This window comes from [Pantoea] beijingensis, assembly GCF_022647505.1.
GTDB lineage: Bacteria > Pseudomonadota > Gammaproteobacteria > Enterobacterales > Enterobacteriaceae > Erwinia > Erwinia beijingensis.
Genome location: NZ_CP071409.1, coordinates 867526 through 883547, shown reverse-complemented (window position 1 = coordinate 883547; position 16022 = coordinate 867526). Strand labels below are relative to the sequence as shown.

Here is a 16022-nt window from a genome sequence, read left to right as displayed (position 1 = left end):
AATAATTGCGATAAACCACCCGCTGAATACCGACTGCCCAAAACAAACTGGCAAATAAATAGCCAAATGGGACTGAATCTAATTCAGGGAGTAATAGTTTAAACCTTGCATTAATTAGCATAACGCGCTTTTGCAGCTTTGCCAGGTTAACCCAGTAAATTCAGCGTGGTCCTAAAATTTTTATCATCAGAGAGCAGCATGACAACATTTAATCCGGCCCAGTTTCGTCAACATTTTCCGGCGCTGAACGACGCTGGGGTATACCTTGATAGCGCGGCAACGACGCTGAAACCACACGCGGTCATTGAAGCGACGCAGCAATTTTACAGCCTGAGCGCGGGGACCGTGCATCGCAGCCAATTCGCCGAAGCACGTAAACTCACGGAGCGTTATGAACACGCACGCACCCAAGTCGCAACGCTGCTACACGCTCACGATGCACATAATATCGTCTGGACACGCGGCACTACCGAAGCGATCAATCTGGTAGCACAAAGTTTTTTGCGTCCACGGTTACAGCCCAGTGATGAAATTCTTGTCAGTGAAGCGGAACATCACGCCAATCTTGTGCCCTGGCTAATGGTGGCACAGCAAACAGGCGCCCGCGTGGTAAAATGGCCACTGGGCAGCAACCGACTCCCGGATATGTCCCTACTCCCCTCGTTGCTCGGCGCCAGAACACGTCTATTGGCGCTGGGGCAAATGTCCAACGTCACGGGCGGCTGCCCGGACATTGCCGATGCCATTCAGTTAGCACATGCTGTAGGTGCCAAAGTGATGATAGATGGCGCACAAGGTGTGGTGCATAATCCGCCAAATGTACAGGCTCTGGATATTGATTTTTATGCCTTTTCTGCTCATAAGCTATACGGGCCTATGGGAATCGGCGCTTTGTATGCAAAAAGTGCATTACTGGCGGAAATGCAGCCATGGCAAGGTGGTGGAAAAATGCTAAGCAAAGTCGATTTTAACGGTTTTATCCCACAACCGGTTCCCTGGTGTTTTGAAGCCGGAACACCAAATGTGGCGGGGGTCATTGGTTTGAGTGCCGCACTGGAATGGCTAGCTACAGTTGATATGGCGGCAGCTGAATCGTGGAGCTGCCACCTCGCGACACTGGCAGAAGAAAAACTGGCACAAATAGACGGCTTCCGAAGTTATCGTTGCAGTCATGCCAGCCTACTCTCTTTTGACATTGCAGGCGTTCACCACAGCGATTTGGTGACGTTATTGGCAGAACAGGGGATTTCTCTGCGGGCTGGCCAGCACTGTGCCCAGCCGCTAATGGCGGCGCTGGGGGTAGAAGGTACACTGCGCGCCTCATTTGCTCCTTATAATACTTTACAGGATGTTGAAGCACTGACGAGTGCCATACGAAACGCAATGGCTTTACTGGCAGATTAACGATGACCATTATTCAACTTGCACCACACCCATTCGGGACCAGTATTACCCGAGGCGGGTTAAAAGAAAAATTTACCGCTTTGCATCAGTGGGAAGATCGTTACCGCCAGTTGATCCTGTTGGGCAAACAGCTCCCGGCGCTTACCGAGGTGCTGAAATCCAGTGAGATTGAACTTAGCGGCTGTGAAAATCGTGTCTGGCTGGGCCATCAACGCATGGCTGACGGAACCCTGCATTTTTATGGTGATAGCGAAGGCCGCATTGTTCGGGGACTTCTGGCGGTACTGCTTACGGCCATAGAAGGACAAACTATCCAGACGCTACGTGACAGTGACCCGCTGGTGCTATTTGATGAGCTGGGCTTACGCAATCAGCTCAGTAGTTCTCGTAGCAGCGGTTTGCAGGCCTTGTCCGACGCGGTTCTGCGCGCAGCTCGACAGGGGTAGCCAGCCGGTTGGCTACCTACGCCCCCCGAGCCGCTTTTGCCATCATCTTTTTAAGCACATGCGATACTGCAACAAAACCAAACGTTGCCGTTACCATTGTGGCCGCGCCGAAACCTGAAGCACAATCCATGCGTTTAGGGCCTTCTGCTGTGCTGCGGGAGGCGCAGACCGTACCATCTGCCTGAGGATAAACCAGCGCTTCAGTTGAAAAAACGCAATCGATACCCAGTTTTCCTTTACTGCTTTTAACGATGCCAAAATCGCTTTTTAAACGCTCGCGTAATTTTGCAGCCAGAGGATCCTGAATGGTTTTTGCAAGGTCGGCGACCTGAATTTGTGTCGGGTCGATTTGTCCCCCCGCACCACCGGTCGTAACCAGCGGAACCTTATTACGGCGGCACCAGGCCAACAGGGCGGCTTTTGGCCGAACGCTATCAATCGCGTCAATCACATAGCTGTAACCCGCGTTCATCAGCGTGGCGGTATTCTCTGCGGTAATAAAATCATCAATGCAGATCACCCGACATTCCGGATTGATCGCCAAGAGCCGCTCGGCCATCACCTCTGTTTTTGCTTTGCCAACATTCTCACGCAACGCATGGACCTGCCGGTTGGTATTAGTCACGCAGACATCATCCATATCAATTAGCGTGATGGTGCCAATACCAGTACGCACCAGCGCTTCAGCTGCCCACGACCCCACACCGCCGATGCCAATTACGCAGACGTGGGCTTCGGCAAACAGTTGCAGAGCAGACTGCCCATATAAACGCGCTGTACCGCCAAAACGCTGCAGCCAGGCATCGGAGAGTGATGTCATGAAATTACCTTGATTAACCATAGAAAAGCGAAGCGATCGTCATCTTCAAACATGAAAAGGCGCGCGGGCGGATTGTTCAACTTGCCCGCGTTCGATTTGCGCTATTATACGCCCCATCGCTGCAGTTGCATCCGTGTGGATCGTATCCAAGCCATTCGTCTCATATCATGCCCGCGATAAGGCTAAGACGAATGGCATTAAGCCGAATGGTTTAGCTGTTGCTAAACAACGTTGAACCGGCTCCCGGAGCGGAACGCAATATCCAGACGCGACCATAGTGATTAAAGAAACCGGCCATATGTCCCGCGTCAGCTCCGATCCCTTGATAAATATCGAAATGTTGCCCTTTTATCGCACCACCAACGTCCAGTGCGACCATGACCCGCATCTCATATTTGCCGGTAAATTTACCATTATTATCAAGTAGTGGCACTTCAGCCAACAAAACTGAACCAGGGGGAATGAGCGAGCGGTCGGCCGCAACCGAGGCTTTAGCCACCAGAGGAACGGCACTGGATCCGCGTACTGGCGCAAAGTTTTCCGGTTTGAAAAAAACAAATGAAGCATTGGTTTCCAGCAACTCACGCACCTCCGCAGGACTGTGTTCATCCGCCCATTTACGGATCGCCTGCATCGACATATCTTCGCGCTTCACTTCGCCGCGATCGATCAGCGTTTTACCGATGCTATGATAGCCATGGCCATTTTTACCACCATAACCAAAGAACATCAGTGGACGACCATCACCGTAATCAACGTAGCCACTGCCCTGCACATCCATCATGAAATTATCAATCAGCGAGTTACTCCAGGCAACGACATAGCGTTCATCAAGCGCACCACGATATATTTCAGCGCGGCTTGGCAGACGGCGGCCCTTACTGCGCGGTGGCATACGATACAGAGGGTACTGAAATTCGCCCTGGCGGGTGTAGCGCGCCTGAATGACCGGCGTGTAATACCCCGTAAACTGTACGTTACCATAGTTATCAACACCTTCCATTTGGTAAGCATCAAGCCCAAACTGCCGCAACTGTCGCGTATCACCACCGGCCATTAACCAGCCTTTGATGGCACTGTAAGTTCCATTTTGGCGAGTAAACATAGCAGGAGAGGCAAACTGGATTTCCCCAACCTGATCGGCAAAATCCTTGCCATTTACCGGGAATCCTTTGGCGTTAGGCTGATTGACCAATGCGAGCGGCTGTTCAAGCTTACCGTCTATATATTGCTGCCCCCGATCGGTTGGTTTTGACGAGCATCCCGCCAACAGCGCAAGTATTACGCCCGTAACTGCATATTTTGCCCAACATCCTTTCATTGCTTTCTCTTATCTGGCCGCGATTCAGGCCGAAGATAGCAAAGGCGAAACGATATTTAAATGCGCCTCTCAAAAAAGAACCGCCCACATTGCATAACAAATCAGCAAACGGGGGATAAATTCAACAACAGACCGTTTTTTAATAAGTTTCTTTGAAAAAAGGGTTGCATCAAAATGCGCGGAGAGTATAGTGCGCTTCCACGGACGCGGGATGGAGCAGCCTGGTAGCTCGTCGGGCTCATAACCCGAAGGTCGTCGGTTCAAATCCGGCTCCCGCAACCAATTCGCTTTAAGTAGTAGCGAAAAGAAGTAAATGTCGTGACGGAAGCGACAGTAAGACGGACGCGGGGTGGAGCAGCCTGGTAGCTCGTCGGGCTCATAACCCGAAGGTCGTCGGTTCAAATCCGGCCCCCGCAACCAATCATCTAAGCACCTGAAAGGGTGTTTTTTTGTATCTAAATTTCAGCAATCTCCCGATCCAATCTACTTCGCCCATATCGCCAGATATTTTTATGCCATCATTTAGACACACCTAATGGCCAACGAACCCACAACTCGCATAACTGTAAGCCCGTCGTCTGCGCCAAAACTCACCACTAGCGACCAACAACAGGCGCGCCGTTAGCGAAGTAAGCTTTGATACCCGCTAAAATAGATTCAGCAACCTGCTGCTGAAACCGGGGGGTCTTTAATTTACGCTCTTCTTCCAGATTACTGATAAAAGCCGTTTCTACCAGAATTGAGGGAATATCCGGTGCCTTTAATACCGCGAAGCCCGCCTGATCAACGCTACGCTTGTGCAAATGATTAATTCTTCCTAAACGAGACAGCACTTCTTTACCAAACTTCAGGCTGTCATTAATTGTCAGGCTTTGCACCATATCGAACATGGTATGGTCCAGATAACGGTCGCCGCTGCGACTGACACCCCCAATCAGATCAGATTCATTCTGCGTCTGGGCTAAAAAGCGTGCAGCAGTTGAGGTTGCCCCCTTAATCGAAAGGGCAAATACTGAGGAACCACGCGCAGCCCGACTGGTAAAAGCATCAGCATGGATCGAAACAAAAAGATCGGCCCGCTGTTTACGCGCTTTTGCGACCCGCACTTTCAGGGGAATAAATACGTCTTCATTGCGTGTCATATAGGCACGCATATTGGGCTGCTTGTCGATCATTGATTTCAGCCGACGGGCAATCTTGAGGACGATATCCTTCTCGCGGGTTTTATTCTTACCGACGGCACCAGAATCTTCTCCCCCATGCCCCGGATCCAGCATGATGACAATAGGCCGATCGCGCCCAGCTTTTCCCGGGAGCGGGGCTTCTGCAGGTTGATCGCTCTCCAGGTCGCCTTTGTTGTAATCTTCGAGCAGAGCCAGCAGCGGATCGTCTTCACTTTTTCCCTTCGCGGGATAAAGATCAAGTACCAGGCGATCTTTGATACCGGCTACCGGGTTCAGAGTAAAAATGCGCGGCGTGACGTTTTGTTTTAACTCCAGCACTAAACGCACGGTATTCGCATCGAACTGCCCAACACGCGCATTTTTTATGTAAGGATCGTCCGCACGGACCAGGTTGCCAACCCCTTTCAGCACCTGATTAAGCTGAACGCCTTCAACATCGATCACCACCCTATCGGGGTTACTCAAGGCAAATTGCTTATATTTAAGTGGAATATTCGATTCCAGCGTTAAGCGTGAGTAAGTCGATGACGGCCAAATACGCACCGCAACCACATGACTAGCGGCGGCAAGGCCAACCGGACTAAGGCTAAGTAGCCAAACCGCACCGGCCCCCTTAAGGAATCGGCGACGATTAAGATATGAGTTTGATTCGGACATGCCGCTCCAGCTTACTGTGATATGTCTAATAAACAGCCAAAAAAATCAATAGGGAAAAAACTTTAACTAATCCGCTAATCAGTGTCACCCCGAAAAAGCGAATAAATGCAGCACATTAACCATAAAAAACCTCGGTTCTCTATGATACTTGGGGATAATTGCCTCTTGCATCACGGACGATAAAAGAATAAAAATACAAAAATTTCGAATAAAAATGCAAAGAGGGTTTACTGTGAAGGAACGTAGCACCGAACTGGTTCAGGGATTTCGCCATACCGTTCCCTACATCAATGCTCACCGGGGTAAAACATTTGTCATCATGCTGGGCGGCGAAGCCATTGAGCATCAGAACTTCTCCAGCATTGTTAATGACATTGGTCTGTTGCACAGTCTGGGTATCCGTTTGGTCGTGGTATACGGTGCTCGCCCGCAGATTGACGCAAACCTTGCAGAGCATCAGCTTGAACCCATTTACCACAAGTTTACCCGCGTTACCGATGCCCGGTCGCTAGAGCTGGTTAAACAGGCCGCTGGTTTATTACAGCTCGATATCACCGCTCGTTTGTCGATGAGCCTGAATAATACGCCGTTACAAGGTGCGCATATTAATGTGGTTAGCGGTAATTTCATTATCGCTCAGCCGCTTGGCATTGATGATGGCGTTGATTATTGCCATAGCGGGCGTATTCGTCGTATTGATGAAGAGGCCATCCATCGCCAGCTCGACAGCGGCGCTATCGTGCTGATGGGCCCGGTCGCTGTTTCCGTTACCGGTGAAAGCTTCAACCTTACTTCCGAAGAGGTTGCCACACAGTTAGCGATTAAGCTAAAAGCTGAGAAAATGATTGGATTCTGCTCTGAACAGGGTGTAACGGATGATGCAGGAAATATCATTTCTGAACTGCTCCCAAACGATGCGCAGCAGCATATTGAAGTGCGTGAAAACCAGGGCGACTATCTCTCAGCTACAGTACGTTTTTTACGTGGCGCGGTGAAAGCATGTCGCAGCGGCGTGCGGCGTAGCCATTTGATTAGCTACCAGGAAGACGGTGCACTGCTACAGGAGCTTTTCTCACGTGATGGTATAGGAACGCAGATCGTGATGGAATCCGCTGAGCAGATCCGTCGAGCCACGATTAATGATATTGGCGGCATTCTCGAACTGATACGTCCGCTGGAACAACAGGGCATACTGGTACGGCGTTCGCGCGAACAACTTGAGATGGAAATCGATAAATTCACCATCATCGAGCGTGATAATCTCACCATCGCCTGTGCGGCGCTGTATCCCTTCCCGGACGAACAGATAGGTGAAATGGCCTGTGTGGCTGTCCACCCTGATTATCGCAGCTCCTCACGCGGAGAAGCTCTGCTCCAGCGTGTGGCAATTCAAGCCAGACAAATGGGTCTGAAGAAGCTCTTTGTCCTGACAACCCGCAGTATTCACTGGTTCCAGGAGCGTGGCTTTACGCCAGTGGATATTGAGGTCCTGCCAGAGAGTAAAAAACAGATGTACAATTATCAACGCCGATCAAAAGTGTTAATGGCCGATTTAAGCTAATCGCTGGCTTCCCGCATGCCACTTTTTATCTACGCATAAACGCCCCTCTCGGGAATATCTGCTTATTCATCCCCAGGCTGCAGCATGGTTTGCTGCAGCCTGAACTATGCAGGAAACATCAAACGTTCAATAAGGCCACTGCGGCGTATCGTGCGTACCTTGATAGCTTTAGTAAACACCCGATTATCGACATACAGCGTTAGCTGACGGCGAGCACGAGTGATGGCGGTATACACCAGCTCACGCGTTAAGACCGGCAAAAAATGATTCGGCAGCACCAGCACAGTATGGTCAAATTCAGAACCTTGCGATTTATGTACGGTCATGGCATATGCTGTCTCATGCGAAGGCAACCTGCTGGGTTGTACCGACTTTATCGTACCGTCAGGTAACGGGAAAAAAACCTTGAGTGCCCCGGTATCATCGTTCATGGCGATGCCAATATCACCGTTAAAAAGCCCTAACGCACTATCATTACGGGAAACCATCACCGGGCGTCCCGGATACCATTTTCCACTGGTTGCCGAAGGGCGGTGAATCAATTTCTTTTGCTGTAGCGCCAGCTCAATACGATCGTTTAGCCCAGCCACACCAAAGGGGCCTTCACGCAGCGCACACAGTATCTGATAGCGACCAAACGCCTCAATAACATCCCCAGGCGCTGCGGCCTGAGCTACTCGAGTCAGATAGTCATGGTAGCCTGCAACACAGTCATCCAGTAATGCCTGGTACTCCAGAGGCGTGACCAAAGGAAATCGTCTGATATCATTAAAATTGCCGTTAAAAACCGATTCAACGGCGCTACTATCCCCGATATTGACCGCCTGAGCCAACTGCCCTATACCTGAATTTTCGTCAAAGCGATAACTTTTACGCAGTAGGCAGAGGCTATCTCGTACTGGGGAAGCGGTATCATCATCTTGCCCATCTAGCTGGCATCCCGTTATCTGTGAGAGCTGTGCAGCACGCGTTTTACTATAGCCGGCCTCTGCCAGCCGACAAATATCCCCCAACACAGCCCCGGCCTCAACTGAGGCCAATTGATCGCGATCGCCGAGAAAAATCACCCTCGCCTGCGGCGGCAGAGCAGCGATCAGATTTGCCATCATCGGTAAATCCACCATCGAAGCCTCATCCACCACCAATACATCCAGATGCAGGGGGTTGTTGGCATGATAGCGCATGTACTGGCTATTTTGCTGGGCGCCCAGCAAACGATGCAGCGTTGTCGCCTCTGCGGGGAAACGCTGCTGCTCTTCATTGCTCAACGCAAGTCCCTGCAGCGCCTTCCCTAGCGATTCCGTCAGGCGGGCAGCGGCTTTACCGGTAGGCGCGGCCATCTGGATACGAAGCGTACCGGGAGTCAAACGGATCAATGCCGCGAGCAACTTCGCCACGGTAGTTGTTTTTCCGGTACCGGGGCCGCCGGAAATCACTGAAATTCGGCGGGTAAGCGCAACGGCAGCGGCTATTTTTTGCCAGTCATCCGGACGTTGACCAAACAGCTGGCTCAGAACTTCCGCTAATGCCTGGTCAGTGAATGTCTCCGAACCGGGCATTGCAGTAATAAAATCGGCGACGCGACCTTCCCCCTGCCACATACGATTGAGGTAAAGGCGCTGATGATATAGCACCAACGGGGTTGACAGTGAGCCATCACTTACCGCCTTGGTACTAAGTAATAAGGTTTGCCAGTCATCAGGCATTCCCGCTGCCTGCCAGATTGCCGCTGCAAGCTCAGGGTGACGCCCGGAAAAAAAGCGTCCTGCATTCAGCTGATTCAGAGGCAGACAAACATGCCCCTCACCCGCTTCAGCACTCACACATACCGCCGCCAGCATTAATGCTGGCTGTGACTCATCCGCCAGCATCAGAGCAAATTGCAAATCGAGCGCGCGGATTAGGCGCTTATCACACGCTTCACGTAGCAGCGCCGTCAAGGTTGCCATAATTCCTCCGACACCTCGCCGCTGAACAGTGCATCCAATGCCGACACAAAATCCCCCGTTGGACGTGTCCGAAATACGCCATTCCCACTGATATCCCCATCAATACCACGCAAGAACAGATAAATAACGCCACCGAAATGCTGTTCATAATCGTAATCAGCAAGCCGATGACGGAGATAGCGGTGCAATGCCAGTGTATAGAGTTGGTATTGCAGATCGTATCGATGCGAAATCATGGCCTGCGCCATCGCATCCTGGCTATAAGCCTGACTTTCATCGCCAAGCCAGTTGGATTTGTAGTCCAGCAGGTAGTATTTTCCCTGCCAGCGGAAAACAAGGTCGATAAAGCCTTTCAACATCCCCTGGACCTGATGAAACGCCAGTACAGGGGCCTGTTTTGATAACGGATCGAAGTGGCGGATCAGCTTATCCAGCGCCGATGCCGTCAACATAGTGTCGACAGGTAGATAAAACTGCAATTCTACTTGCCTGTGTTCCGGCGCTAGCTGGCTTAACTTGACCCCCGTCTCATCAAGCGGCGTATTCAACACTCGTGTGACCCATGTCTCCAGTATTGGAAGCCAGGTATCATCATAACCCTGCTGCAAAAGCTGCTCCTGCAACCAGAGCGAATCGAGAGGCTGAGTAAAATCGATATTCTCAAACAGGCTATGCAGAAATGTTCCCGGCGAGGCTCCCCGGGGAAAGCTATGTGGCGTAAGTACGGACTCACTTTCTTGCGCGTTTTCTCCGGCGGAATCCACATCAAAGCGGGGTAATAAATCCAGCACCATGCTCGTGCCATGCTGCTGTAAACCTGAATAACTGGTCACTCGCCAGTCATCTCGCAGCGGACGCGTCATCGACTGGCTGCTTAACAGAGGATAATGTTCAGCAGCAGGTTGCCAGGGCGTTTCGTCAATAAGTACATCCGTAGTCAGTGCCAACGTATCATCGGCCAATTCATGCAACCTGTTGAAGAGCGTGCTGCTATTTGCTGCTTCTCCGCGTAATACCAGAAAACCAAGTGCACTTTTGTGCAAATCACTTTCCTGATCTTTTTTACGGTTACCTTTGACCAGCGGCGCGATCCCTACACTGCAATGCCAGACAGAGCGGGTCAATGCGACATAAAGCAGACGGAGATCCTCCGCCAGACGCTCTTGTTCAGCCAATTGCTGGCTCTCTTCATCGCCCTGCAAATCAAGCAATGCCTGAAAAGTTTGCCTGTCATGATAAATACCCTGCGTTGCCTCTCGAAAATTCGCCACGAACGGTAACCACACCAGCGGGTACTCCAGGCCTTTCGATTTGTGAATCGTGACGATCTGTACCAAATGACGATCGCTTTCCAGACGTAGCTGCTGGTTTGTAGCCTGGCTATTCGGTTGCGCAAGCTGCTGAGCCAGCCAGCGAACCAGCGCATGTTCACTATCAAGTTGAGAGGAGGCTTCCTGCAATAGCTCGCCAAGATGCAGCAGATCGGTGAGACGCCGCTCACCATTCTCTGATGCCAGCAAGTTCTCAGCAATTTGTCGCGACACCATAAAATCCTTCAGCATCGGCAATACGCCACGCTTCAACCACACTTGCCGGTAGCCGTCGAATTCATCAACCAACACATCCCACGCACGCTCATCCTGGCTCAATACATCAAGTGCCAGCGCATCTAATCCCATGATGCTGGTAGCGAGCGCACTGCGGAGCGTTCGCTCCTGTTCCGGGGCGAGTACGGCCTGAATTAACCATAGCAATTCACGTGCCTCGAGCGTGGTAAATACGCTGTCACGATTTGAAAGGTAAACCGACGGGATATGCAGTCCGTTAAGAGCCTCACGCATTACCGATGCTTCATTGCGGCTACGCACCAGGATAGTGATATCCGATGCCTTCACCGCGCGCATGTTACTCCCCTTACCAATAAGCGCTTTTCCCTGCTGTCCAGCGACCAACCAGCGGCAAATATCCGCCGCACACTGGCGTGCCATAAATTGCTGATAGTCATTCACGCCGACCCCCTCACCCGGCTGCAGCCAAAACCTAAGTGCGGGTTGCTCTGCGCCATTTAGGGTAAAACGTAAAGTCTCATTGGATGCTGCCGCCTTAACGGGCATGAATGGAATCTCATGAAACAGGAAAGGATTATCGAGTTGCGAAAAAAGCCGATTAACGCTGTCAACCATTGCAGGGGATGAGCGCCAGTTAGTATCCAGAGTATAGTGTGCGCTAACTTCAGATCGGGCTTGCATATAGGTAAAAATATCCGCACCGCGAAATGCATAAATCGCCTGCTTCGGATCGCCAATGAGCAACAATGCGCTTTCGGGCTTTTGCATGTAAAGTGTGCGGAAGATTCGGTATTGTTGCGGGTCGGTATCCTGGAATTCATCAATCAGTGCAACCGGATAACGCGATCTAATTGTCTGGGCCAGTACCGGACCACTGGGCCGTTGTAACGCCTCATCAAAGCGGCTCAGTAAATCATCAAACCCCAACTGTGCACGTAGACGCTTTTCTTTACGCGTGGTAAACCGAATTTCCTGCAGAGCCCTGGCAATCACCAGGTCACGCAGCGAAAGCGGTTCAGCGAGGAAGTTGTCAATCAGTAAAAACAGAGGATGCTGCGGCACTTCCCCTTTTTTAGTTTTATCTCGCAACGTGCTTTGTGCAAAGCGTTCCAGATCTTTTGGTACGCTATAGTCCAGCGTCTCTTCTTCTACCCACTGGCGAATTTTTTCCAGCCAGTTAGGCAAATTTTTACTGCTGTAGCTACGCTTATCAACACCTGAATCGCTAATCAGCGCATGCAAATCATCAGCGGCCACCCGCCAATGTGATTTCAATACATTAATACGGGCAATCAGCTTTTCATGTCGTTCACTCAGCGTTTCATCACTGGCGGGAGGATATTTCAGGGTGGGCGTTTCCCCCTGAAGCCAGGGGGAAAGCGTATTAAGTAACTGTTCCGGGCCGCTCCACTCTGCGGCAATCACCTGCGCAATGGAGCACGGAAGTGGATAGCAGTGACGGCGCCAGAAATCTGCTGTTGCCTGTTTGCGTAACGCGTGTTCGTCTTCGATCAGTTGCTGCTCGAACAACATGCCAGATTCGAAAGCGTTGAGATTAAGCATACGCTGACAAAAACCGTGGATGGTAAAGATGGCCGCTTCATCCATCTGACGCTCGGCCGCCAGCAGCATTACGGAAGCCTGCCTGATATCACTGATTTCTGATAACAATGCCATCAGCATTGGGTTATCACTGCCACCACGTACACAGGCAATACGTAACTGATGGATATTTTCGCGTATGCGCCCCCGCAACTCAGCCGTCGCCGCTTCAGTGAACGTCACCACTAAAATTTCTTCGACTGAAAGCGGCCGAGGATAAGCTGCATCTCTCCCCAACCCCAGTAGCAAACGTAAATAAAGCAGGCCGATGGTAAAGGTTTTACCGGTTCCGGCAGAGGCTTCAATTAATCGCTCACCGATTAATGGCAGCGTTAATGGATCCAGTCGCTGCGAAACGGGGACGATCATTTTTCAACACCCTTTACCGATAAAGATTGCTGCAAACTTGAAACGTTACGCCAGGTTCTGAACCCTTCTGATTTCGCGTAATCAGCTTTACCATGATGGCTACCGGATATCTGCGACATCATTACCATCCCTTGCTGTTTCAGCACGGCTTTATGGAAGAACGTGGCCAGTTTTTCCGGGGAGAGCCGTTTCACTTCCTCAATCACTTTGGCACGCGTATCAAATTGATAATTCTCACGGTCAAAATCTTTATTAAAGCGGCCAGCTTCTTCATCCAGCGTTTGTGGGCGTTGCATCAACTCGTTAATCATTGCCATTTGATACTGGGCAAAATCCTCTTTGCTCATGGCTCTCAGGCGTTTTTCCGCTTCAGGATAAAATGCCTGATAGCGCTGCAATAACCAGGCTGGTTGTTTATCATTACTTTGCAGCAGGAAACCAATCCCCCACTGCCGGCCTATCGGCATCTGAAATGCAAAAACCGCATAGCCAAGCTGCTCTTTAGTGCGCAATTGGTTATAAAACCAGGGCTGGACAATCTGACTCAGCATAGCGCTGCTGGCAATACCTTCATATTCGGCATAACCATCAGGAATATAGATAACTGCCAGTGCAGAATCAGTACTGCTTCCTGTTTTTTCAATATTAGCTAACGTCTTCTTATCAATCACAACGTAGCTATTATGCCACCAGCCTTGTCCGCTACAGTTCAGTTGCTCTTTTACCTCATGCGCCAGCGAAGTAACGCTTTCTGCCGTCATATTACCGACCACCAACATTTCAGGCGTCGCGTTCTGAAGCAGATTTTTACGGTAGGCGTTCAGTTCATTCACGGTGATCGATTTCAGTAAAGCACGGCGCTCACTACGTTCGGTATAAGGCAGTTGTGAAACCATCTGCACCGGTTGGATCGCCTGTTCAAACGCTTTGCCTTTATCTGCCGAATCCAATCGCTCTTCATACCAGGATTTCGCTTGTGCCAGTTGTTCTTCAGTCGGGCTAAAACCAGCGTAACCTTCAAGTAATTTTTTCAATAACTTAGGAAGACGCTGCGTGAAGCCTGTGGCACTAATCATGACACCGTCATCTTCGGAGCTTGAAAAACTAATCCCACCAACCGATGCCTGTGAACTCAGTTCATCAAGTGCAACACCCGCCAGATAATCATTTAATGCAAATAGCACCTGATGCCGTGCCGTACTCATGGACGCTTTATTACGCAGCGCCAACGTAATATTTGCTTTGGGTTCATCAGCATAATACTGACTGGGCATGTAAAACACGCGTAACCCTGGCTCATTTATCAGTGCCTGTGGATGCGCAAAAGGCTTATCCGTTGCAGGTATGAGGCTGAAATCATCAGGAATATAGGGATTGAGCACCGGCAGCGATAGATTGATCGCCGCGGCAGCTTTCCGCCATTCAGCAAAACGCTCCTCGCTGATTTTTTCGACCTGATAAGGCGCATTAACAAAATATGCCGTTTTATTGTGGGGTTCTTTAGGGCTGATATACCAAATTCGCGCATTTTCCGGCGTCATGCTATCAAGTCGTGCTTTTATTGCCGCAGGATCATATTGATCGGCAATGTAAGGCGCATCCAGCGTATGCGTAATCGGCACCCGCAGCATGGTATCGACCAACCATTCTATGTAATCCATATCGCGAGTAATGGAGGGGTAGCGAAAATCCAGATCTAATACGTGAGCAACTTCATCAAAATAGGCGCGATCGATCCCGCCGGCGCGCAACATATTCAGATAACTGAATACTGAAGCCACTACGTCATCGCGTTTCGCTAAACCTTTGTCTGTGAGTGATATCGAGATCGAAAATACCCCGCCATTACGGTCGACAACGGAATCTGCACCAGCGTTAATCGAATCAGCCAGACCATGATTTTGTAACCAGTCGGAAAGCGTATTCTTGCTACGATTTCCAATGAGATAGGCAATCAGCGTATCGGTTTTACTGCGGAATTTGTCGCTATTATTATCAATCCGGAATTCGATTTTTAACTGTTTACGAGGTTGTGCCGGTACGTAGTGAATGGCGATGCCTTTCTGCTTTTCCGTCACAACAGGCACAGTGATACGGGGCACTGATGCATGACGATTGCTCACCCGACCAAAGGTTTTAGCCGCAATATTTGCCATCTCAGGCAACGACTTATTGCTATATACCACCGCTTTCATCAGGTTCGCAGAATAATAGCGCTGGTAGAAATCGGTTAGGGCATCATGCAATTTGCTGTCTGGTTTATCGCGTAATGTCTCAAGATTTCCCCCGGAAAAACGCGCACCTGGATGCTGAGGATTCAGAGTTTCTGCACCTACCTGAGCCATACGTAACCCATCACGCGAGCGTGCCATGGTCAGTTCAGCATTCACGGCATGACGTTCCCGATCGGCATTAACCGGATCGAGCAGCGGCTCAGCGATGGCATCGGCTAAACGGTCGACCGCAGGCTCAAGCGCATCATTTTCTACTTCAAGATAGAAAGCGGTACGATAAGAGGCGGTGCTGGCGTTGTGGCTACCGCCATGTTTCTTGAGAAACTCAGCAAGATTGTCAGGCTGAGGATAGCGTTTTGATCCCATCAACAACATGTGCTCAAGGTAGTGCGCCAGACCCAATTGCTTGCCAGGATCCTCTAACGACCCCACTGGCAAAGCAAGCGCCGCCAACGATTTAGGTGCCTGAGGATCTGAAACCAATAGTACCGTCATCCCATTATCCAGCGTAATAGCCTGATACTGACGTGGATCTTTCTCACTTTTGCGCACCGTATCCACAATGGGTTGCCAACCGGTTCCTGCTTGAGAAGGCGTGCTCCAAAAGATGAAGCAAAAAAATAAACTCATAATCCAGACAGCATACTTACCCATTAATACCTCTTTACTTTTCTGGCTATTCCCCGGTCGGTATATACCCTAAGTTCAAATAACATTCATGACGAAGCAAATCGCTTACTCAAGTAAGCACCTGCATCCGTTTCCGGAACCCACGCAGATAAATAACGTGCAAAACATTAGCAAAACACCGATTACACTGGCACTTTGCAGCTGTGCAGACAGACAATAACGCGATGTAAATAACCCAAATCGTTATAAAGTAACATTACAGGATGACCTATAGGAT

9 protein-coding genes and 2 tRNA genes are annotated in these 16022 nt (G+C 50.3%); 5 read left to right on the top strand and 6 right to left on the bottom strand.

What is annotated here, in order from left to right; translation table 11 throughout:
* Positions 1-198 precede the first annotated feature (198 nt).
* Together csdA and csdE are read left to right on the top strand one after the other, a co-directional pair.
* Complete coding sequence (csdA, locus tag J1C60_RS03995; protein WP_128178261.1) at positions 199-1404, top strand: cysteine desulfurase CsdA; 1206 nt, start codon at positions 199-201, stop codon at positions 1402-1404.
* Between the two features lie 2 nt (positions 1405-1406).
* Positions 1407-1850 (top strand): cysteine desulfurase sulfur acceptor subunit CsdE, encoded by a 444-nt coding sequence (gene csdE, locus J1C60_RS03990; protein WP_128178259.1) that lies wholly within the window; start codon positions 1407-1409, stop codon positions 1848-1850.
* 16 nt (positions 1851-1866) lie between these two features.
* Here the strand turns inward: csdE and tcdA are convergent, their stop codons facing one another.
* Both tcdA and mltA read right to left on the bottom strand, forming a co-directional pair.
* Positions 1867-2670, bottom strand: coding sequence for a tRNA cyclic N6-threonylcarbamoyladenosine(37) synthase TcdA (gene tcdA / locus J1C60_RS03985; RefSeq protein ID WP_128178257.1), 804 nt, complete (start codon positions 2668-2670; stop codon positions 1867-1869).
* A gap of 211 nt (positions 2671-2881) precedes the next feature.
* Positions 2882-3991, bottom strand: coding sequence for a murein transglycosylase A (gene mltA / locus J1C60_RS03980; RefSeq protein ID WP_128178255.1), 1110 nt, complete (start codon positions 3989-3991; stop codon positions 2882-2884).
* A 205-nt stretch (positions 3992-4196) separates the two neighbouring features.
* On the opposite strand from mltA, the gene J1C60_RS03975 reads away from it, so the two are divergent.
* Positions 4197-4273, top strand: a tRNA-Met gene (locus J1C60_RS03975).
* Between the two features lie 61 nt (positions 4274-4334).
* Positions 4335-4411 (top strand) — tRNA-Met (locus tag J1C60_RS03970).
* Positions 4412-4587: 176 nt separating this feature from the next.
* Here the strand turns inward: J1C60_RS03970 and amiC are convergent.
* Positions 4588-5832 carry an N-acetylmuramoyl-L-alanine amidase AmiC gene (gene amiC, locus J1C60_RS03965; RefSeq protein ID WP_128178253.1) on the bottom strand — a complete coding sequence of 415 codons (1245 nt, stop codon included), beginning with the start codon at positions 5830-5832 and terminating at the stop codon, positions 4588-4590.
* 214 nt (positions 5833-6046) lie between these two features.
* Here amiC and argA point away from each other — a divergent pair, with 214 nt between their 5' ends.
* On the top strand, positions 6047-7393 hold the full coding sequence (gene argA / locus J1C60_RS03960) for an amino-acid N-acetyltransferase (RefSeq protein ID WP_182611420.1): 1347 nt from the start codon (positions 6047-6049) through the stop codon (positions 7391-7393).
* 104 nt (positions 7394-7497) lie between these two features.
* Here the strand turns inward: argA and recD are convergent, their stop codons facing one another.
* From recD to ptrA, 3 genes are read right to left on the bottom strand one after another with little or no spacing between them, the layout of a single operon-like run.
* Positions 7498-9342 carry an exodeoxyribonuclease V subunit alpha gene (gene recD, locus J1C60_RS03955; RefSeq protein WP_128178249.1) on the bottom strand — a complete coding sequence of 615 codons (1845 nt, stop codon included), beginning with the start codon at positions 9340-9342 and terminating at the stop codon, positions 7498-7500.
* Entirely contained in the window at positions 9330-12881 is a 3552-nt protein-coding gene (recB, locus tag J1C60_RS03950; protein WP_128178247.1) for an exodeoxyribonuclease V subunit beta, read from the bottom strand. The genes recD and recB overlap by 13 nt, the downstream gene beginning before the upstream one ends.
* The gene (gene ptrA / locus J1C60_RS03945; protein WP_128178245.1) at positions 12878-15769 is read right to left on the bottom strand and encodes a pitrilysin; all 2892 of its coding nucleotides are present in this window, start codon (positions 15767-15769) and stop codon (positions 12878-12880) included. Before ptrA ends, recB begins: the two co-directional genes overlap by 4 nt.
* Positions 15770-16022: the final 253 nt, after the last annotated feature.

Coding starts and splice junctions, on each gene's coding strand:
- mltA (WP_128178255.1), bottom strand. CDS start 3,991: ATGAAAGGATGTTGGGCAAAATATGCAGTTACGGGCGTAATACTTGCG.
- recD (WP_128178249.1), bottom strand. CDS start 9,342: ATGGCAACCTTGACGGCGCTGCTACGTGAAGCGTGTGATAAGCGCCTA.
- tcdA (WP_128178257.1), bottom strand. CDS start 2,670: ATGACATCACTCTCCGATGCCTGGCTGCAGCGTTTTGGCGGTACAGCG.
- csdE (WP_128178259.1), top strand. CDS start 1,407: ATGACCATTATTCAACTTGCACCACACCCATTCGGGACCAGTATTACC.
- amiC (WP_128178253.1), bottom strand. CDS start 5,832: ATGTCCGAATCAAACTCATATCTTAATCGTCGCCGATTCCTTAAGGGG.
- csdA (WP_128178261.1), top strand. CDS start 199: ATGACAACATTTAATCCGGCCCAGTTTCGTCAACATTTTCCGGCGCTG.
- argA (WP_182611420.1), top strand. CDS start 6,047: ATGCAAAGAGGGTTTACTGTGAAGGAACGTAGCACCGAACTGGTTCAG.
- recB (WP_128178247.1), bottom strand. CDS start 12,881: ATGATCGTCCCCGTTTCGCAGCGACTGGATCCATTAACGCTGCCATTA.
- ptrA (WP_128178245.1), bottom strand. CDS start 15,769: ATGGGTAAGTATGCTGTCTGGATTATGAGTTTATTTTTTTGCTTCATC.